Consider the following 18900-nt stretch of genomic DNA (forward strand, 5'->3'; position numbering starts at 1 on the left):
GGCCTGCTCGGGCGAGGGCGGCTCGGGCGTGAGCAGCGTGTTGGGGTGGCCGGGCGTGGCGGGGTTGGTGCTGATGCCCTCGCCCGACAACACCCGCTGGGCCTCGGCGTGCCGGGTGACGAGCCACACCTCGCCGCCGGGGAGCGCGGGGCGGCGGACGGACACTCGTGAGCGGATCCAGCGGGTGGCGCTGGAGTTGTTCGCCGAGCGCGGCTACGACAAGACGACCCTCCAGGAGGTCGCCGAGCGCCTGGGGATCACCAGGCCCGCGCTGTACTACCACTTCCGCACCAAGGAGGAGATCCTGGCCGGCGTCGTCGACCACCTCGTGGTCTCGATCGACGAGCTGGTGGCGTGGGCGGGCGAGCAGCCGCGCACGCTGGAGGCCCGGCAGGAGATCCTGCGCCGCATCTCCGGGCTGCTGGAGGACAGGTGGCGGCCGCTGTTCAGGTTCGCCCAGGTGAACCAGGGGGTGATGCAGGACCTGCCGTCCGGCTCGCGGATGCAGGAGGGCCTCATCTCCATGGTGTCGGTGCTGAGCGCGCCGGAGGACGATCCCGTTCAGCAGTTCGAGGCCAGGCTCGCGGTGTTCGCGGTGATCCTGGGGAGCATCCCCTTCCTCTTCGACCTGCAACTGCCCGACGCCGACCGCACGGATGTGGCGCTCACGGTGGCCACGAAACTGATCTCCCGGTGATTCACGCCCGATTCACCGGTTGATTCACACCGGGTTCACGGCACAGTTCCCGCCACAGTTCACGGGCGCAGGAGGGCCATGGCCGCGTTGTGGCCGCCGATTCCGCTCACGCCGCCGCCCCTGCGGGCCGCGGCGCCGCACAGCAGAATGCGTTCGTGCCCGGTCTCGACGCCCCATCCCTTTTCTTCCGAGTACGGCCAGCTCAGGTCGGCATGGAAGATGTGACCGCCCGGCAGTCCCGCGTCCTTCTCCAGGTCGACGGGGGTCTTGACCTCGACGCACGGGGTGCCGTCGGGGGCGCGGAGCAGGCAGTCCTCGATGGGCTCGGCGAGCACCGCGTTCATGGAGGCAAATGTGGCCCGCAACGCCTCTTCACGCGCTTTTTCTGGATTTTTCCGGAAAAGTCGGGCGGGCATGTGCAGGCCGAACAGGGTCATCGTCTCGGCTTTCCCCCGGAGTTCCGGGCCGAGAATGGACGGGTCCGTCAAGGAATGGCAGTAGACCTCCGCGGGCGGCAATTCCGGGATCTCCCCTCGCGCCGCCTGCTCGTACGCCTTCGCGAGCTGGTCGCGTCCCTCGTTGATGTGGAAGGTGCCGCTGAAGGCGGCGAAGGGGTCGGCCGACGGGTCCTTCAGCCGGGGCAGCCGGGCCAGCACCATGTTGACCTTGAGCTGCGCCCCCTCGGGCACGGTCGCGGGCCTGCCGAGCACCCGGTCCAGCACCGCCGGGGGCAGGTTGACCAGCACGTGGCGGCCGTCCACGGTGTGCTCGCCGTCCTCGGCGACGTAGGTGACCTCGCCCGACGGCGAGATGCCGACGATCTCCGCGCCGGTCCTGATCTCGGCCCCCGCCCGCCTGGCCGCCCGCTCCAGCGCGCCGGAGACCGCACCCATGCCGCCCACCGGGACGTTCCACTCGCCGGTGCCGTCGCCGATCACGTGGTAGAGGAAGCACCTGTTGGCCAGCAGGTCGGCGGCCGGGTCGGCGAACGTGCCGATGAGCGCGTCGGTGAGCACGACGCCGCGCACGGTGTCGTCGGCGAACCGCTCGTCCACGGCCTGGCCGACGGGCCGGGCGAACAGGTCGCGCCAGGCCTCCGGGCCGACCAGGCGCTCGATCTCGGCGGGGGTGCGCAACGGTTCGAGCAGGGTGGGGGCCAGGACGCGGGCCACGTCCGCCGTCATGGCGTAGAAGTCGCGCCAGGCCCGGTGGTCGTGCTCGCCGCCGGTGACGGCGCGGAAGGAGGCGGCGGTGCGGGCCTCGTCCTCGTTGTCGACGAGCAGGCCGGTGTCGCCCTTGGGGGTGTAGGAGGCGTACCGGCGGCGGCGCAGGTCGAGGTCGAGACCGAGGTCGCGGACGATCCGGGCGGGCAGCAGGCTCACCAGGTAGGAGTACCGGGACAGGCGTACGTCCACGCCCGGGAAGGCCCGCGTGGAGATCGCCAGCCCGCCGACGTGCCCGAGGCGCTCCAGCACCAGGACCCGCCGGCCCGCTCCGGCGAGGTAGGCGGCCGCGACCAGCCCGTTGTGCCCGCCACCTGCCACGACGACGTCATACGCACCCATCCCCGCACCTTATGACCCGACCTGTGCCATTCGTCAACGGTTTCGGGGCAAGGCGCCGCTTCCCGGTGAGCCCGCGGGACGGTCAACCCGTCTTGTTCACCCAGACGCGCTTGACCGGCCACGGCGTGAGCCGCACCGAGGAGACCCCGCCGACGGCCGTCCAGCCGCCGGTGAGCACGATGGGCCCGGCGTAGGGGTGCGACTGCTCCACGCCGACGGCGTGCTGGCCGGTGCCGGAGGTGCAGCTGCTGTAGGCGTAGCCGTTGCTGACCCAGGCGGTGCAGTCGGTGGGCGCGGCCAGCGCGGGCGACGGCGCGAGGCCCGCCGCCGCCAGGCACAACACGGCCGATCCGGCCAGGGCGACGAGAGGACGACGAAGGCTCATACGGAGTCTCCAGAGGTTCGGGGGGTGAACACGCGTCTTACTCTTAGGAAAGTTTCCTAAGGGAAAGCTAGATCGTGCTCAAGGCGGCGTCAACGGCCCCTTTTCGGCGGCCCTCTCAGGGGCGGCTGGCGATGGCTAGCAGGGTGGCGGCCGGGGCGGTCAGCGAACGTCCGCGCCGCCACACCGCGCGCAGGTTCCGGACCAGGTTGAGACCGGCGAGCGGCACCTCGACCAGGCGCCCGGTCGCGATGTCCGCCTCGACCGCGTAGCCGCTGAGCACCGCGGGCGCGGCCCCGGCCTGCGCCGCCCCCTTGACCGCCGAGTTCGACCCGAGCTCCAGGCGCGGGCTGGCCCGGTGGAGGCTCTTGAACGCCACGTCCAGGGTCTCGCGCGTGCCGGAGCCCGGCTCGCGGACCACGAGCGGCGTGGCGGCCAGCTCGGCGCCCCGCAGGGCCGTCCGGCGGCGGGCCCACGGATGGCCGGGGGCCACCACGACGACCAGCCGGTCGGTGCCCACGACCCGGCTGTCCAGCCCCTCGGGCACACTCGGCCCCTCGACGAAGCCCAGCTCCACCTCCTCGCCCAGCACCCTGGCCGCGACGTCGGTGGAGTTGACGACGTCCAGCCCCACCTGGACCTCGGGCTCCCGGTTCTGCAGCTCGCCCAGCCAGCGCGGCACCAGGTACTCGGCGACCGTCATGCTGGCGGCCACCCGCAGATGGGCCGCCTCGCTGTGGCGTACGGCCTCCACGGCCCGCATCAGCTCCTCGGCCGCGGCCAGCACGTGGGCCGCCCAGCCGGCCACCATCCTGCCCTCGGCGGTGAGTGTGGACCCGCGCGGCGTGCGCTCCAGCAGGGGGACGCCGAGACGGCGTTCCAGCATGGCCACCCGCTTGCTGGCCGACGGCTGGGCCATGCCCGCCGCCTTGGCCGCCTGCCCGAGGCTGCCCAGCTCGCCCACGTCGACCAGCAGCTTCAGCGAGTCGAGGTCCGGCAGCGCACTCATAGCCACAGGCTATGGCCTCCCAGGCAACACGTGTCTACCGGCCGGTACGAAGGCCCCGAAGACTGGGATCATGCCTCTCCCCGACCAGCAGCTCCCCCAGCTCACCGCCCCCGCGCGCCCCCAGGGCGGCACGCCGACCGGAGCGTCGACGTGGCCCGGGATCGGGCTGGCGGCCGTCGCCGTGGTGGTCGCCATTGTGGTGAACCGGTCCGCCCCGGCGTTCAGCCCGGCGGTGATCGCGGTCCTGTCGGGGGCGGTGCTGGCCAACCTCGCGGCGTGGGCGTCCTCGTCCGCGCGGTGGAGCGGGACGGGGGCCGTGTGGGAGCGGTTCAGGCCGGGGCTGGCGTTCGTGGCCAAGAGGGTGCTGCGGGTGGCGATCGCGCTGCTCGGGCTTCAGATCGCGCTGCCGCAGGTGTTCGCGCTCGGCTGGCAGACGCTGGTGATCGTGGTGACGGCGACCGGCGTGACGTTCACGGTGACACCGCTGATCGGCCGCCGGCTGGGCCTGTCGCCCGGCACGTCACTGCTGGTCGCGACCGGCGTGTCCATCTGCGGGGCGGCGGCGGTCGCGGCCATGCGGGAGAGCGCGGAGGACGCCGACGACGACGACGCGGCCGCCGCCCTGAGCGTGGTCGTCCTGTACGGCAGCGCGGCCATCGTGGCCGTCCCGGCGCTGGCGGCGCTGCTGGGGTTGTCGCCGGCCCAGCTCGGCGTCTGGACGGGCGCCGCCGTGCACGAGGTGGCGCAGGTGGCCGCGATCGGCGCCGCGTCGGGCGTCCTGGCCGCCGCGGTGACGGTCAAGCTGGCCCGCGTGATCCTGCTGGCCCCGATCGTCGCCCTGACCTCCCTGCGTGCCCGCCGTGCCCGCGCCGACGCGCCCGCGGCGAACCGGCGGGAGGGACGCCGGACGCCCGTCATGCCGCTGTTCGTGGCGGCGTTCCTCGCCATGGTGGCGGTACGCGCCACCGGCTGGGTCCCGGACGCGGTCACGCAGGCCGTCCCGCAGGTCACCAACGTGCTCATGGCCGCCGCCCTGTTCGGCCTGGGCACCGGGATCGACGTGCGGAAACTCCTCAAGGGCGGCCGGGCCGTGCTGCTCGGCGCCATCGCCACCGGCCTCATCGCCGCCGTCTCGCTCACCGGGGTCGCCGTGCTGCTGTGAGCCGCCTGAGTGGACGTCCTGGCCGGGCCCCCGTACGCTGCTCCGTTCGGAACAAATTCCGACAGGCACGCCGTTCTCCCTGAACCGGCCAGCACCACTCAAGGAGCTTGAAACCCACCATGCGCAGCACCACCGTTCCCCTTCTCCAGCCGTCCGACGAGGTCGCCGAGGCCCTGGCGGGCGGCGCGCCCGTCGTGGCCCTGGAGTCCACGATCATCTCCCACGGTCTGCCGCAGCCGCGCAACCTGGAGGTGGCCCGCGAGCTGGAGGGCGTGGTCCGCGCGGCGGGCGCGGTGCCGGCCACGATCGCCGTCCTGGACGGCGTGGCCAGGATCGGCCTGAACGAGCTGGAGCTGGAGCGCATCGCGACCGAGTCCGGGCTGCGCAAGCTGGGCCAGCGTGACCTGCCGCTGGCCTCGGCGCTCAAGGCGAGCGGGGCGACGACCGTGTCGGCCACGTCGTTCCTGGCCGCCCGCGCCGGTATCCGGATCTTCGCGACCGGCGGCCTGGGCGGCGTGCACCGCGGCTGGACCGAGGACCAGGACGAGTCCGCCGACCTCGACACCCTCGCCCGCACCCGGATCACGGTCGTCTGCGCGGGCGTGAAGTCGATCCTCGACGTGCCGGCGACGTTGCAGCGGCTGGAGACGCGCGGCGTGACCGTGGCCGGCTACCGCACCGACACCTTCCCCGGCTTCTACCTGAACTCCTCCGGCCAGCCGATCGACTGGCGCATCGAGACGCCCGAGGACGCCGCCGCCGTGATGCGCGGCCAGGACGCGCTGGCCGGCCCGGAGACCGCGTTCATCGTCGCCAACCCGGTGTCGCAGGACCAGCAGCTCGACCCGGCGCTGCACGACCGCGTGCTGGCCGAGGCGCTGGCCGCCGCCGAGCGCGAGGGCGTCAAGGGCCAGGCGATCACGCCGTTCCTGCTGAGCTACCTCGTCAACGGCACCGCCGGCGCCTCGCTGGAGGCCAACCTGGCCGCCGTGCGCGGCAACACCGCGCTGGCCGCCGAGATCGCCGTGGCCTGGTCGCGGGCGTGAGTGACACGGGCCTCCTGGTCATCGGTGACGTGGTCACCGATGTGGTGGCGCTGCACGGCTCGCCGGTCATGGCGGGCACCGACACCGCCGCGGAGATCGTGCTGCGACCCGGCGGCTCGGGGGCGAACACCGCCGCCTGGGCCGCCCACCTGGGGGCCGACTCGCGGCTGCTGGCCAAACTCGGCTACGACAGCAGCGAGTGGCACACGACGGAGCTGGTCAAGACCGGGGTCCGGCCGCACGTGACGGTGGACCGGGAGCATCCCACGGCGGTCGTCATCGCCATGGTGGACAAGACCGGCGAACGGTCCATGCTCACCAACCGCGGCGCGGGCGGCCTGATCTCCGAGGCCGACTGGGACCCGTCCCTGCTCGACGGGGTCGGGCGGCTGCACCTGTCGGGGTACACCCTGTTCGCGGCGCCCGGCCTCCGCCTGGTCAGGGCCGCCGTCCGGGACGCCGTCGCCGCCGGGGTGCCGATCAGCGTCGACCCGGCCTCGACGGGGCCGCTGCGGGACTTCGGCGTCGAACGTTTCATGCGGGAGACGTCCGCGGCCGACCTGATCATCCCGAACCTGGACGAGGCCCTGGTCCTGACCGGCGTCCCGGCGCCGGAGCGGGCCGCCGTCCTGCTGAGTGAGACGTACGGCACAGCGGTCGTGAAGATGGGCGCCGAGGGCGCGCTGGTGGCGGTGGACGGCGAGCTCACGGCCACGTGCGCGGGCGTGTCCGCCGAGGTGGTGGACTCCACGGGCGCGGGCGACGCCTTCGCGGCCGGGTACCTCGCGGCCATCCTCCAGGGAGCGGGCGCCGCGCTCGCGCTGGAGGCGGGTTGCCGTGCCGGGGCGGAATGTGTGGCCCAGGTGGGCGGCCGTCCACGGTACGGTTTGGATCTGAACCGTCTTTACCCTATTCACACTGATTGATAGCTTGCCGCGTAGGCTGCACCATTAGCCACATGCGTACCGGGTTGCCCACGCGGCCCACTGGGGAGGATAAGGTCCGCCGATGGAAGTCGAGTCATCGATCTGCCTGAGCGACCTCGTCCCTGCTCTGCGCTGGAGCCGCCCTCAGCAGGTGGCCGAGGTGCTGGGGGATCCGCGGCTGCCGGCGGGGTGGTGGTCCTCCCTCGCGGTGTCCAGGGCGCTCGGCACGGCCGGTCTCGACTGGGTCTGCGAACGGCTCGCCCGGCTGATCTCCGCCCGCTGGGACCATCTGCCGCTGATGGACCTGCTTCCCGCGCTCGCCGTCCATCAGGTCGATCCGGCGCTGCCCGGCTGGCCGGAGGCCACCCGTACGGCGGTCACGGGGCTCGGCGGCTGGCAGCGGCTGCGCCGCCTGGCGCCCGGCGAGCTCGGCACCCCGTCGGCGACGCCCGAGGTGGTGATCGGCTCGGTCCTGCGTGAGGTGCTCGGGCGCATCCCGGCGCAGCGGGAGGCCGTACCGGCCCAGCAGTCCGGGTCGCCGGACGTCACCCGTCCGCTCGTACGCGGCTCGGGCAGTCAGACGGGCTCCTTCCCGGCCGTCCCGGCGGCCGAATCCGGTGCGTACGCCGCCCAGCCCGGCAGCGGCCCCCAGCGCCGGCCCGCCGCCTTCACCCCGCACAGCGACGCCTTCCCCGCCCAGCCCCAGGCCGCCTCGGGGCAGGGACCGACCGGCGAGGGCCCCCTTCCGCAGCGTCCGGCCGCGTCCCGCCCGGCCGCCCAGCAGCCCGGCTCGTTCCCCCCGCCGCCCGAGAACGCCCCGGGGCATCAGACCGGCTCCTTCCAGGCGCAGCCCGAGGGACGCCAGACCGGCTCCTTCCCCGCGCAGGGTGGCGGCGGCCCCCAGACCGGCTCGTTCCCCGTCCAGCCCGACCCGGGCCGCCAGACGGGTTCCTTCGCCGCCCAGCCCGATCCGGGCCGCCAGACCGGCTCCTTCCAGGCGCAGCCCGAGGGACGCCAGACCGGCTCCTTCCCGGCCCAGCCGAACAGCGGCCCGCAGACCGGGTCGTTCCCGGCGCAGGGCGGTGCTCGGCTTCCGCAGCGGCCCACCGCCGGCCGTCCGGACGGCGGCCCGCAGGCCGACGGCCCCGCGTACGCCGCCCCCGTCCCAGGCGCCCCCGTCCCCGGTACCGCAGTCCCCGGCACCGTAGTCCCCGGTGCCGCTGTGCCCGGGGCCGCCGCTTCCGGCCAGGTCCCGGCCGACCCCGACCACGCGATGGTCCGCGTCGTCGACGGCCTGTTCCGCGGCCTGGACAAGCTGGAGCTGGCCGTCGCCGTGCACCGGCTGTTCGCCGAGGACCCGGTCAGCCTGCGGACCCTGGCCCACAAGCTGCTCGTGGACCGCGACGTGCTCTCCCAGGCGCAGCGCACCGCCGAGGAGCGCGTCCTGCACTGGCTGCGCTCGTCGGAGTCCGCGCCGGTGACCGGCCACATGTTCCGGCTCACCGAATGGCTCGGCGCGGCGGCCACCGAGGAGCAGCTGATCGGCGCCGACCCGGCCCACCCGGCGATGGTCCCGTCGCTGCGCACGCCTCTGTGGCGGGTCCTGGTGACGCTCATGCCCGACCGCCGCCTCCAGGACGGCTGGCTCGTCGTCGGCGACATCCACGGCCTCCAGGCCCGTACGCGGCAGCTCCTGGCCGCCGCCCCGCCGGACACCGACGTCGTGGAGCTGCTGACCGAGCTGGGCATCCGGGCCCACTCCGCCAAGGCGTGGCTCGACGCCCTGCCGTCGGAGTCGGCCCCCGGCCCGATGGACGCCTCGCCGCAGCCCGCCCAGCCCCTCCCCCGCCGTACGCCGGGCGCCAACGGCCACCACCACCGCGGCGGCCAGCCCATCCCCGCGGCGAACGCCAACTCCATCGACCCCTCGGCGGCCCTGGCCACGTTGTCGGCGCTGTCCGGCGGGCTGTCGGGCGGCCGGCCGGGGATGATGCCCGGCGCCCTGGCCGGAACGCCGTCCACGCCGCCTCCGCCGCTGCCGAGCCCGTCGTCGGACCCGCGCCGCTGGCAGCGCATCGAGGTCACCCCGGAACACCTCAGGGGCGGCCCGGTGCCGGTGCCGGAGGGCTACGCGGCCCAGCTCGGCATGCGTCCCGGCACCCTGCTGTCGGTGACCGGCCCGGGCGACAACGCCATCGTGCTGGTCTGGCAGGGCCACCAGCCGGTCTTCGACTCGCTCCAGCCGGTGCTCATGCGCCTGAACGCCCGTCCCGGCGACCAGGTCTACGTCACGGTGGACGGCTACCGCCTGGAGGCCCAGCTCACCGGCTGACGGCCGTCCCCGGGCTTCTCAGCCGAACAGGCCCAGCCGGTGGGCCGTCGCCGCCGCCTCGCCGCGCGTGGCGACGCCCAGCTTGGCCAGGATGTTGGAGACGTGCACGCTCACCGTCTTGACCGAGATGAACAGCACCTCGGCGATCTCCCGGTTGCTGCGCCCGTTGGTCACCTCGCGCAGCACCTCCAGCTCGCGCGCGGTCAGCCCCAGCGGCGGCCCGTCGGGCTCGTCGGTGCCGCCGATGCGGGCCCGCCGGCCGAACACGTCGAGCTGTTCGAGCAGCGGCGTGGCCCCGAGCTGCCCGGCCAGCTCCCGCGCCCGCGCGAGCATCCCGGCCGCGGCCCGCCGGTCCCCCTCGGCCAGCGCCGCGTGGGCGGCGCCCATCAGGCACTGCGCCTCCGCGTACGGCTGCCGCAACCCCGCCCAGGCCGCCACCGCCGACTCCCACGCCTTGAGCTGGGCCGCCCCGCCGAGCCCCTCCTCCGGCCCGATCAGCGCCGCGAACGTCAGCCGCTGCGCCTCCTGGAGCTCGCCGTCCACCGCCAGCTCCCGCGCCACCTCCCGCAGCCGCGCGACGACGGACGCCGCGACCCCGGCGTACGGCGAGCCGCTCTCGCCGAGCACCGGCCGCGCGAGCTGCGCGAACGTCACCAGCACCGGCCAGGAGTAGCGCGGCGAGGGCAGCAGGTCCTGCGTCTCCAGCCCCCGGGCCGCGGCCTCCAGCGCCTCGCCGAGCCGTCCCTGCGCCCGCAGCAGCAGGACCTGCCTGCGCAGGTGCGGCAGCATGGTCTGGTCCCGGTAGGTGCCGCGGGCGAACACGCTGGCCGACGACGACAGCAGGTTGTCGGCCCGGTCGATCTGCCCCCGCGCGAGCGCGATGTCCATCACGAACCCCTGGAGGCTGGCCCGGTAGGGGGCCGGCGGCGCGAGGTCGAACGCCTGCTCGACCACCTGGAGCGCCTCGTCCCAGCGGCCCAGCGAGAGCAGCGGCTCGGTCAGGTTGATCGCCAGGAACGTGCCGGACGTGCGGGCCAGGCCGTAGTTCCCGGCCTCCTGGACGCCCTCGCGGGCGACCTGCGCGGCCCGCTCGTGCCGTCCGGCGCCCTCCAGCGCGTCGGACTCGGAGATCGCGCAGCGCATCAGCGCGTTGTAGGCCCCCTGCGCGCGGGCGACCCTGCGCGCCTCGGCGAACTGCGGGAGCTGGGCCTCGATGTCGGAGAAGCACGACCGCGCCCAGGCCAGGCTGATGAGCGCGTGCGCCTCGACGTTGGCGTCGCCCGTCTGGTGGCCGATCTCCATGGCGAGCTGGGCCGTCGCCAGCTTCTCCGGCCAGTCCTCGGGACGGTGCAGCATGCGCGCCAGCGTCTCCAGGACCTGGCCGCGCAGCTTGGACGGCGGGTCGGCGGGCACCAGCTCGGCCGCCTTGCGCAGGTCGTCGAGGTAGCCGGCGCGGCCCAGGTCGTAGCGGGTCAGGCCGCGCTGGCGCAGCAGGGTGGCCGCCCTGATCGGGTCGGCGTCGAGGTCGACCTCGGCGAGCGCGGCCCCGGCCAGGGCCAGGCCGCGTTCGTACTCGCCGGCGAGGTGGGCGACCGTGGCGGTCTGCCTGAGGACGTCGAGTCGGTCGCAGCCGATGCGCTCGGCGGCGTCGGGCACCTGGTCCCACAGCTCCAGCACGCGCGAGAGCATCCGGAGCTGCTCGTCGTAGGCGGTGGACTTGCGGGCCGCGGCGGCCGCGCGCCAGGCGCTGACCAGCGCCCAGGTTGAGTCGTGGGCGGAGTGCCAGTGGTGGGCCAGCTCGATCGCGCCGCGCGGGGCGGGCAGGATCGACAGGTCGCGTTCGAGGGCCTGCGCGTAGCGGGTGTGCAGGCGGGTGTGCTCGCCGGGCAGCAGGTCGTCGTGGAGGGCCTCGCGGATGAGCGCGTGCCGGAAGCCGTAGCCCTCGCCGTCGACCACCAGCACGTTGCCCGCCACGGCGGGGCGCAGCGCCCGCGACAGGGCGGTGTCGTCGAGCCCGGCCACGGCGGTGAGCAGGTCGTGCTCGATGCGCTGGCCGCCCGCGCTGGCCACCCGCAGCAGCTCCTGGGTCTCGTCGGGCAGCCGCTCGACGCTGGCCAGCAGCAGGTCGCGCAGGGACTCGGGGAGCATGTCGCCGCCGTCGGCCTCGCTCAGCAGCGCCTCGACGAACAGCGGGTTGCCCTCGCTGCGGGCGTAGATCAGGTCCATCGCGGCGGGGGACGGCTCGCGCCGCAGGATGCTGGCCGCCTGCGCGACGGCCTCCCTGCGGGTGAGCCGGCGCAGCTCGACCCGGCTCACCCACTCGATGCGGCCCAGCTCGGCCAGCATCGGACGCAGCGGATGGGTGCGGTGCAGCTCGTCGGTGCGGTAGGTGACCACGATCATCAGCCGGGCCGCCGTGCGCTGGTAGCGGACCAGGAAGGAGAGCAGGTCGCGGGTGGAGCGGTCGGCCCAGTGGGCGTCCTCGACCACCAGCAGCACCGGGCGCTCCTCGGCCAGCCGCTCCAGCAGCCCGAGCACCTGCTCGAACAGCCGGGCCCGCGCCTCGGCGCCGTCCTTGTCCGGCTCGCCGAACTCGGGCAGCAGCCGGGCCAGCCCGCGCGTCGTGCCGCCGGGCACCAGCGCCGCCACGCCGTCGCGGCCCAGCTCGCGCACGAGCCCGCGCAGCACGGCCGTGAACGGCGCGAACGGCAGGCCCTCGGTGCCCAGCTCCAGGCAGCCGCCGACGAGCACCCGCGCCTCGCCGGCCCGGTCGGTGAACTCGTTGACCAGGCGGGTCTTGCCGACCCCCGCCTCGCCGCCGACGAGCACGGTGGACGACGCGCCCGCGCGTGCTCTGGCCAGGGCGTCTCCCAGAGCGTTCAGCTCGCGGGCCCGCCCGACGAACAGTGGGCTGACGGCGTGGATGCTCACGCCCCAAGGATGCCATCAAACACCGACAAAACGGACCGTTACTCGGAGCAATCGTCTGTCAGCGCAAAACCTTGCGGAAGAAGGTGGCCGACGCCTCGTAACCCAGCGCGTGGTAGAACTCCGGCGCCCGCCGGGTGGCCATCGCCACGTACCCGGCCTGCCGGGTACGGGCCCACGCCTCGAACTCCTCCAGGAGCCGGCGGCCGATGCCCTGCCGGCGCGAGCCCGACTGGACCATGGCCTCCTCGACCCAGGCGACCGGCCCGTTGGCGAACAGCGTCAGGTGCACGAACCCCAGCAGGTATCCGTGGACGCGGCCGCCCACGACGGCCGTCAGCAGCAGGGCGTCCTCGTTGCGCAGGAGTTGCGGGAGCGCGGCGTCGAAGGCCCCGCGCTCCGGCCTGAAGGTCAGCCCGAACTCGCGCGCCAACGCGAACACCTCGTCCGCGTCCGCCTTCTCCGCCCTCCTGATGAGAAGATCGTCCGCTGTCATGAGGTACGACACTAGAACCTCTGTGCCCTTTCGTCCATCATGGCGTTCTGGCGGGTCAGAGGTCGCCGAGGCCGAGCTGACGGGCGATGAGCATGCGCTGCACCTCGCTGGTGCCCTCCCCGATCTCCAGGATCTTGGCGTCGCGGTAGAAGCGGCCGACCGGGAACTCGTTCATGAAGCCGTACCCGCCGAACACCTGGGTGGCGTCGCGGGAGTTGTCCATGGCCGCGTTCGAGGACACCAGCTTGGCGATCGCCGCCTCCTTCTTGAACGGCGCCCCGGCCAGCATCTTCTCGGCCGCGTGGTAGTAGGCCAGGCGGGCGGTGTGCGCGCGCACCTCCATGTCGGCGATCTTGAACTGGATGGCCTGGTAGTGGCCGATCGGGTGGCCGAACGCCTTGCGGTCCCTGACGTACTTGAGGCATTCGTCCACGCAGCCCTGCGCCAGGCCCACGCTGAGCGCGGCGATGGCGATGCGGCCCTCGTCGAGGGTCTGGAGGAACTGCGCGTAGCCGCGGCCCCGCTCGCCCAGCAGGTTGGCGGCCGGCACCCGGCAGTCGGAGAAGGACAGCTCGCGGGTGTCGGAGGCGTTCCAGCCGACCTTGGAGTACTTCTTGGAGACCGTGAACCCCGGCGTGCCGCTCGGCACGAGGATCGTGGAGATCTCCCGCTCGCCGGTGAGCGCGGCCACGCCGATCACGCCGGTGATGTCGGTGCCGGAGTTGGTGATGAACGCCTTCGTCCCGTTGATCACCCATTCGCCGCCGTCGAGCACGGCGGTCGTGCGCATGCCGCCCGGCACGTCGGAGCCGCCGCCCGGCTCGGTCAGCCCGAACGCGCCCAGCATCTCGCCCGAGGCCAGCCGGGGCAGCCACTCCTGGCGCTGCTCGTCGGAGCCGAACCGGTAGATCGGCATCGCGCCCAGCGAGACCGCGGCCTCCAAGGTGATCGCCACACTGGAGTCGGCGCGGGCCAGCTCCTCAAGGGCCAGGCACAAGGCGAAGTAGTCGCCGCCCATGCCGCCGAACTCCTCCGGGAACGGCAGGCCGAACAGCCCCATGTCGGCCATCTTGCGCACGATGTCGTACGGGAACTCCTCGCGCTCGTAGTAGTCGCCGATCACGGGCGCCACCACGTCACGGGCGAAGGCCTCGACGGTCTTGCGCAGCTCTTGGTATTCGTCGTTCAGCATGATCAGCCTTTCGCGAGGGCCTGGACGACGCGCGAGGGGCTGGGCCGGCCCAGCCGCTCGGCCAGCCAGGTGCTGGTGGACACGAGTTTGTCCAGGTCGAGCCCGGTCTCGATGCCGAGCCCGCGCAACATCCACACGAGGTCCTCGGTGGCGAGGTTGCCGGTGGCGGACTCGGCGTACGGGCAGCCGCCGATGCCGCCCGTGGAGGCGTCGACGGTGGTCACGCCCGCCCTCAGGGCGGCGAGCGTGTTGCCGAGCGCCTGCCCGTAGGTGTCGTGGAAGTGCACGGCGAGCCGGTCGGGCCCGCCGAACGCGCCGATCAGCTCGGTCACGTGGCCCGGCGTGCCGACGCCGATCGTGTCGCCGAGGGACAGCTCGTAGCAGCCGAGCCCGAGCAGCCGCTCGCCGACCTCGACGACCTGCCCGACCGGCGTGGGCCCCTCCCAGGGGTCGCCGAAGCACATCGACACGTACGCGCGCACCCGCAGCCCGTGCTCCAGCGCCCTGGCCACGACCGGCTCGAACATGTCGAACTGGCTCTCCAGCGTGCGGTTGAGGTTCTTGGCGGCGAAGGTCTCGGTGGCGCTGGCGAAGATCGCGATCTCGGTGACGTCCAGCTCCAGCGCGCGGTCGAGCCCGCGCTCGTTGGGCACCAGCACCGGGTAGCGCACGCCGGGCCTGCGGTCGAGGCGGCCGAGCAGCTCACCGGCGTCGGCGAGCTGCGGCACCCACCTGGGGTGGACGAAGCTGGTCGCCTCGATGACCCGGTGCCCGGCGTCGGCCAGCCGGTCGATGAACTCGGCCTTCACCTCGACCGGCACGATCGCCGACTCGTTCTGCAGCCCGTCGCGCGGGCCCACCTCGTAGACCGTGACCCGCTCGGGAAGCCCTTCCATGCGGTACGGCATCACGCCTCCTCACCGGTGACCACGGCCAGCACGGCGTCCATGTCGACCGGCTTGCCCGGCTGGACGGGCAGCTCGGCGACCACGCCGTCACAGGGGGCGGTGACCGTGTGCTCCATCTTCATGGCCTCGACGACGACCAGCGGCTGCCCCTCGCTCACCCGGTCGCCGGGCTGCACCTTGACCAGCAGGACGGTGCCGGGCATGGGGCTGCGGACCACGCCGTCGCCCGCGCCCGCGGCTCCGGGCCGGTCGCCCGGGTCGCCGATGAGGTGGCGGGTGAACGCCCACGACTCGCCGTCGCGGCCGAGCCAGAGCGTGTCACCGTGGCGGGCGGTCAGGTAACGCGTGGTCCGGCCGCCCAGGGTGACCGTCAGCCCGCCGTCGCCGGTCGCGATCCGCGCGGGGACCACGTCGCCGTCGAGCCGCACCTCGGCCGAACGGCCGGGCAGCCCGCGTACGGGCACCGCGTGCACGCCGTCCCGCGACTCGAGCCGCCAGGTCGTCCAGGCGCGCTCGCCGACCCGCCAGCCGTCGGTGACCTGCCAGGGGTCGGGGCCCTGCGGGAGCGCGTGGAAGGCCAGCGCCGCCGCGGCGGCCACCTCCCGGGGCACGCCCTCCCGGGGCAGCAGCTCGGGCAGCACCCGTTCGACCAGGCCGGTGTCCAGCTCCCCCGCCTCGACGGCCGGGTGCCGGACGAGCGCGCGCAGGAACGGCACGTTGGTGACCACGCCGAGGACCGCCGTGCGGGCGAGCGCCCGGTCCAGCGCCCTGAGCGCCGAGGCGCGGTCCGGCGCCCAGGTGATCACCTTGGACAGCATGGGGTCGTAGTCGCTGCCGACGACGCCGCCCTCGGCCAGGCCGGAGTCGACCCGCACCCGTCCCGGGCCGTCGCCGCCGGGCTCGCGCAGGGCCAGGACGCGCCCGCCGCTGGGCAGGAAGCCGCGCGCCGGGTCCTCGGCGTAGACGCGGGCCTCGACGGCGTGGCCGTCCAGCCGCACCGCCTCCTGGCCGAACGGCAGCGGCTCGCCGGCCGCGACGCGCAGTTGCAGCTCCACCAGGTCCAGGCCGGTGACCAGCTCGGTGACCGGGTGCTCGACCTGGAGCCGGGTGTTCATCTCCATGAAGTGGTAGGAGCCGGTGGTGCCGTCGACGATGAACTCGACCGTGCCGGCGCCGACGTAGCCGACCGAGCGGGCGGCCTCGACGGCCGCAGCGCCCATGCGGGCGCGCGTGTCGGGGGTCACGAAGGGCGACGGCGCCTCTTCGATGATCTTCTGGTGCCGGCGCTGCAGGCTGCACTCGCGCTCGCCCAGGTGCACGACGTTGCCATGGGCGTCGGCCATCACCTGGATCTCGATGTGCCGGGGGTTCTCGACGTAGCGCTCGATGAGCAGGGTGCCGTCGCCGAACGCCGCCCGCGCCGTACGGCGGGCCGACTCCAGCGCGTCGGGCAGCTCGGCGGCCGAGCGCACCAGCACCATGCCCTTGCCGCCGCCGCCCGCGGACGGCTTGATCAGCGCCGGGAACTCGGCCCACTCCGCCAGGTCGTCGCCCGGCTCGGCCCCGCCGGGGACGACCGGCACGCCGGCCGCCGACACGGTGGCCTTGGCCCGGATCTTGTCGCCCATGGCGTCGATGGCCTCGGGGGACGGGCCGACGAAGACGAGCCCGGCCTCGGCGCAGCGCCGCGCGAACGCGGCGTTCTCGGCCAGGAAGCCGTAGCCGGGATGCACGGCCTGCGCGCCGGAGGCGAGCGCCGCCTCCACGATCGCCTCGATGTCTAGATATTTCGAGACTTCGAGGGCGATGTCTGCTTCGCGGGCATGCCTGGCGCCCGCGTCGGGCGGCGTGAACACCGCCACCGACTCGACGCCGAGCGCGCGCAGCGTCCGGACGACCCGGACGGCGATCTCGCCCCGGTTGGCGATGAGAACACGGTCGAAGAGCATGATCACATCCGGAAGACGCCGTAGCCGGCGGGTTCGAGCGGCGCGTTGGCCGCCGCGGACAGGGCCAGCCCGAGGACGGTGCGGGTGTCGAGCGGGTCGATCACGCCGTCGTCCCAGAGCCGGGCGGTGGAGTAGTAGGGGTTGCCCTGGTGCTCGTACTGGGCGCGGATGGCGTCGGGGTCGGCGTCGCCGACGGTGGTCAGCACGTTCGCCGCCTGCTCGCCGCCCATGACGGAGATGCGGGCGTTGGGCCACATCCACAGGAACCTGGGCGAGTAGGCCCGTCCGGCCATGGCGTAGTTGCCCGCCCCGAACGAGCCGCCGATCACGACCGTGAACTTGGGCACCCGCGCGCACGACACGGCCGTCACCATCTTGGCGCCGTGCTTGGCGATGCCGCCCGCCTCGTAGGCCTTGCCGACCATGAACCCGCTGATGTTCTGCAGGAACACCAGCGGGATGCGGCGCTGGTCACACAGCTCGATGAAGTGCGCGCCCTTCATCGCCGACTCGCTGAACAGGATGCCGTTGTTGGCCACGATGCCCACCGGGTGGCCGTGCAGGTGGGCGAAGCCGGTGACGAGGGTGGAGCCGTACTCGGCCTTGAACTCCAGGAAGCGCGAGCCGTCCACCAGGCGGGCGATGACCTCGCGCACGTCGTAGGGCTGGCGGGTGTCGGCGGGGACGATGCCGTACAGGTCGCGCGGGTCGTGGTGCGGCTCCTCGGGCGCGACGGTGTCCCAGGGGCGGGAGGCCCTGGGGGCCAGCGTCGAGACGATGTCGCGGACGATGGCCAGGGCGTGGGCGTCGTCCTCGGCCAGGTGGTCGGTGACGCCGCTGACCCGGGAGTGCAGGTCGCCGCCGCCCAGTTCCTCGGCCGTCACCTCTTCGCCGGTGGCCGCCTTCACCAGGGGCGGGCCGCCCAGGAAGATCGTGCCCTGGCCGCGGACGATGACGGCCTCGTCGCTCATGGCCGGCACGTACGCGCCGCCGGCGGTGCACGAGCCGAGCACCGCGGCGATCTGCGGGATGCCGCGGGCCGACATCGTGGCCTGGTTGTAGAAGATGCGCCCGAAATGCTCCCGGTCGGGGAAGACCTCGTCCTGTTTGGGGAGGAACGCGCCGCCGGAGTCGACCAGGTAGACGCAGGGCAGGTGGTTGTGCAGGGCCACCTCCTGGGCCCGCAGGTGCTTCTTGACGGTCATCGGGTAGTACGTGCCGCCCTTGACGGTCGCGTCGTTGGCCACGACCACGCACTCGCGCCCGGCCACCCGGCCGACGCCGGTGATGATCCCGGCGGCGGGCGCCTGGTCGTCGTAGAGGCCGCCGGCCGCCAGCGGCGACAACTCCAGGAAGCGGGATCCCGGGTCGAGCAGCCCGTCGACGCGGTCACGCGGCAGCAGCTTGCCCCGCTCGACGTGCCGCAGCCGCGACCGCTCGGGACCGCCGAGCGCCGCCGTGGCCAGCCGTTCGAGCAGTTCGGCGGCCAGGCGCTCGTTGAGCTCGGAGTTGCGCTTGTACGCCTCGCTCCCGGGCTCCACGGCCGACCTCAGCACCGGCCAGTCGCTCATGAGTCCCCTCTCGTCATGGCCGAGATGTTAGTCATCATTAACGTAACCGTCTAGCATGTGAGACGTGACCACTGCCTCCCCACCTACCCGCGAGCGCGGCAGAAGGCGCATGGAAATCCTCGCGGCGGCCGCCCGCCTGTTCGCCGCGCGAGGCTTCCACGGCGTCTCCATCGAGGACATCGGCGGCGCGGTCGGCGTCTCGGGCCCCGCGCTCTACCGCCATTTCAGCGGCAAGGACGCGCTGCTCGCCGAGATGCTGCTCGACGTCAGCTCGCGGCTGCGGGAGTCGGCGGTGGCGGTGGCGACCTCGTCCCGGAGCCCGGCCGAGACGCTCGACGCGCTGCTCGACGTGCAGATCACGTTCGCGCTCGACCAGCCCGCGCTGATCACCGTGCACGACCGCGAGCTGGGCAACGTGCCCGAGCCCGAGCGCCGCGGGATCAGGCGGCTGCAACGCCTCTACGTCGAGGAGTGGGTGACCGTGCTGGCCGAGCTGCACCCGGAGTGCCCGCCGGCCCGGCTGCGCGCGGCGACCCACGCGGTCTTCGGGCTGCTCAACTCCACGCCCCACAGCGCGGGCGAGCTGCCCGCGCACGCCATGCGCCCCCTGCTGCACGCGATGGCCCGCGCCGCGATCGACGCCAGTGTTAACGACCACTAACCGGCCGGCCCGCGTTTCACACCGCACACAGCACCCCGAAAGCCCGTGAACTCTGACAAACGACCATGGATCAGGG

15 protein-coding genes are annotated in these 18900 nt (G+C 73.6%); 6 read left to right on the top strand and 9 right to left on the bottom strand.

The window, feature by feature from the left end; genetic code table 11:
• Positions 1–28: 28 nt before the first annotated feature.
• Positions 29–697 (top strand): TetR/AcrR family transcriptional regulator, encoded by a 669-nt coding sequence (locus ABZ815_RS23325; RefSeq protein WP_357701143.1) that lies wholly within the window; start codon positions 29–31, stop codon positions 695–697.
• 59 nt (positions 698–756) lie between these two features.
• Here ABZ815_RS23325 and ABZ815_RS23330 read toward each other — a convergent pair whose 3' ends face one another.
• From ABZ815_RS23330 to ABZ815_RS23340, 3 genes are all read right to left on the bottom strand, one after another.
• Positions 757–2262: an NAD(P)/FAD-dependent oxidoreductase gene (locus ABZ815_RS23330; RefSeq protein ID WP_357701145.1), complete on the bottom strand. Its 1506-nt coding sequence runs from the start codon at positions 2260–2262 to the stop codon at positions 757–759.
• Between the two features lie 82 nt (positions 2263–2344).
• Positions 2345–2647, bottom strand: a complete 303-nt coding sequence (locus ABZ815_RS23335) for a hypothetical protein (RefSeq protein WP_357701147.1) — start codon at positions 2645–2647, stop codon at positions 2345–2347.
• 115 nt (positions 2648–2762) lie between these two features.
• Positions 2763–3653, bottom strand: a complete 891-nt coding sequence (locus ABZ815_RS23340; protein ID WP_357701149.1) for a LysR substrate-binding domain-containing protein — start codon at positions 3651–3653, stop codon at positions 2763–2765.
• Positions 3654–3723: 70 nt separating this feature from the next.
• Between ABZ815_RS23340 and ABZ815_RS23345 the strand changes: the two genes are divergently transcribed.
• The 4 genes from ABZ815_RS23345 to ABZ815_RS23360 all read left to right on the top strand — a co-directional run bounded on the left by ABZ815_RS23345 (position 3724) and on the right by ABZ815_RS23360 (position 9119).
• Positions 3724–4815, top strand: coding sequence for a putative sulfate exporter family transporter (locus ABZ815_RS23345; RefSeq protein ID WP_357701151.1), 1092 nt, complete (start codon positions 3724–3726; stop codon positions 4813–4815).
• Positions 4816–4934: 119 nt separating this feature from the next.
• The gene (locus ABZ815_RS23350) at positions 4935–5861 is read left to right on the top strand and encodes a pseudouridine-5'-phosphate glycosidase (protein WP_357701153.1); all 927 of its coding nucleotides are present in this window, start codon (positions 4935–4937) and stop codon (positions 5859–5861) included.
• Complete coding sequence (locus ABZ815_RS23355; protein WP_357701155.1) at positions 5858–6787, top strand: PfkB family carbohydrate kinase; 930 nt, start codon at positions 5858–5860, stop codon at positions 6785–6787. Before ABZ815_RS23350 ends, ABZ815_RS23355 begins: the two co-directional genes overlap by 4 nt.
• Before the next feature lie 82 nt (positions 6788–6869).
• Positions 6870–9119 carry a hypothetical protein gene (locus ABZ815_RS23360; RefSeq protein ID WP_357701157.1) on the top strand — a complete coding sequence of 750 codons (2250 nt, stop codon included), beginning with the start codon at positions 6870–6872 and terminating at the stop codon, positions 9117–9119.
• Between the two features lie 18 nt (positions 9120–9137).
• Here ABZ815_RS23360 and ABZ815_RS23365 read toward each other — a convergent pair whose 3' ends face one another.
• From ABZ815_RS23365 to ABZ815_RS23390, 6 genes are read right to left on the bottom strand one after another with little or no spacing between them, the layout of a single operon-like run.
• Entirely contained in the window at positions 9138–12050 is a 2913-nt protein-coding gene (locus tag ABZ815_RS23365; protein WP_357701159.1) for an AAA family ATPase, read from the bottom strand.
• Between the two features lie 58 nt (positions 12051–12108).
• Complete coding sequence (locus ABZ815_RS23370) at positions 12109–12543, bottom strand: GNAT family N-acetyltransferase (protein WP_357701161.1); 435 nt, start codon at positions 12541–12543, stop codon at positions 12109–12111.
• 55 nt (positions 12544–12598) lie between these two features.
• A complete protein-coding gene (locus ABZ815_RS23375) occupies positions 12599–13735 on the bottom strand; it encodes an acyl-CoA dehydrogenase family protein (protein WP_357701163.1) in 1137 nt (378 codons plus the stop codon).
• A gap of 2 nt (positions 13736–13737) precedes the next feature.
• The gene (locus tag ABZ815_RS23380) at positions 13738–14643 is read right to left on the bottom strand and encodes a hydroxymethylglutaryl-CoA lyase (RefSeq protein WP_357701165.1); all 906 of its coding nucleotides are present in this window, start codon (positions 14641–14643) and stop codon (positions 13738–13740) included.
• Positions 14643–16592: a biotin carboxylase N-terminal domain-containing protein gene (locus ABZ815_RS23385; protein ID WP_357701167.1), complete on the bottom strand. Its 1950-nt coding sequence runs from the start codon at positions 16590–16592 to the stop codon at positions 14643–14645. Before ABZ815_RS23385 ends, ABZ815_RS23380 begins: the two co-directional genes overlap by 1 nt.
• A gap of 2 nt (positions 16593–16594) precedes the next feature.
• The gene (locus ABZ815_RS23390; protein WP_357701169.1) at positions 16595–18163 is read right to left on the bottom strand and encodes a carboxyl transferase domain-containing protein; all 1569 of its coding nucleotides are present in this window, start codon (positions 18161–18163) and stop codon (positions 16595–16597) included.
• A gap of 109 nt (positions 18164–18272) precedes the next feature.
• Between ABZ815_RS23390 and ABZ815_RS23395 the strand changes: the two genes are divergently transcribed.
• Positions 18273–18824, top strand: coding sequence for a TetR/AcrR family transcriptional regulator (locus tag ABZ815_RS23395; RefSeq protein WP_357701346.1), 552 nt, complete (start codon positions 18273–18275; stop codon positions 18822–18824).
• Positions 18825–18900 lie beyond the last annotated feature (76 nt).

Source organism: Nonomuraea sp. NPDC047529 (genome assembly GCF_040642995.1).
Classification (GTDB): domain Bacteria; phylum Actinomycetota; class Actinomycetes; order Streptosporangiales; family Streptosporangiaceae; genus Nonomuraea.

What these genes read in the sequence shown, in the direction of transcription:
- ABZ815_RS23340 (WP_357701149.1), bottom strand. Translation starts at nt 3,653, where the DNA reads ATGAGTGCGCTGCCGGACCTCGACTCGCTGAAGCTGCTGGTCGACGTG.
- ABZ815_RS23390 (WP_357701169.1), bottom strand. Translation starts at nt 18,163, where the DNA reads ATGAGCGACTGGCCGGTGCTGAGGTCGGCCGTGGAGCCCGGGAGCGAG.
- ABZ815_RS23395 (WP_357701346.1), top strand. Translation starts at nt 18,273, where the DNA reads ATGGAAATCCTCGCGGCGGCCGCCCGCCTGTTCGCCGCGCGAGGCTTC.
- ABZ815_RS23350 (WP_357701153.1), top strand. Translation starts at nt 4,935, where the DNA reads ATGCGCAGCACCACCGTTCCCCTTCTCCAGCCGTCCGACGAGGTCGCC.
- ABZ815_RS23370 (WP_357701161.1), bottom strand. Translation starts at nt 12,543, where the DNA reads ATGACAGCGGACGATCTTCTCATCAGGAGGGCGGAGAAGGCGGACGCG.
- ABZ815_RS23335 (WP_357701147.1), bottom strand. Translation starts at nt 2,647, where the DNA reads ATGAGCCTTCGTCGTCCTCTCGTCGCCCTGGCCGGATCGGCCGTGTTG.
- ABZ815_RS23385 (WP_357701167.1), bottom strand. Translation starts at nt 16,592, where the DNA reads ATGCTCTTCGACCGTGTTCTCATCGCCAACCGGGGCGAGATCGCCGTC.
- ABZ815_RS23330 (WP_357701145.1), bottom strand. Translation starts at nt 2,262, where the DNA reads ATGGGTGCGTATGACGTCGTCGTGGCAGGTGGCGGGCACAACGGGCTG.
- ABZ815_RS23380 (WP_357701165.1), bottom strand. Translation starts at nt 14,643, where the DNA reads ATGCCGTACCGCATGGAAGGGCTTCCCGAGCGGGTCACGGTCTACGAG.
- ABZ815_RS23360 (WP_357701157.1), top strand. Translation starts at nt 6,870, where the DNA reads ATGGAAGTCGAGTCATCGATCTGCCTGAGCGACCTCGTCCCTGCTCTG.
- ABZ815_RS23345 (WP_357701151.1), top strand. Translation starts at nt 3,724, where the DNA reads ATGCCTCTCCCCGACCAGCAGCTCCCCCAGCTCACCGCCCCCGCGCGC.
- ABZ815_RS23375 (WP_357701163.1), bottom strand. Translation starts at nt 13,735, where the DNA reads ATGCTGAACGACGAATACCAAGAGCTGCGCAAGACCGTCGAGGCCTTC.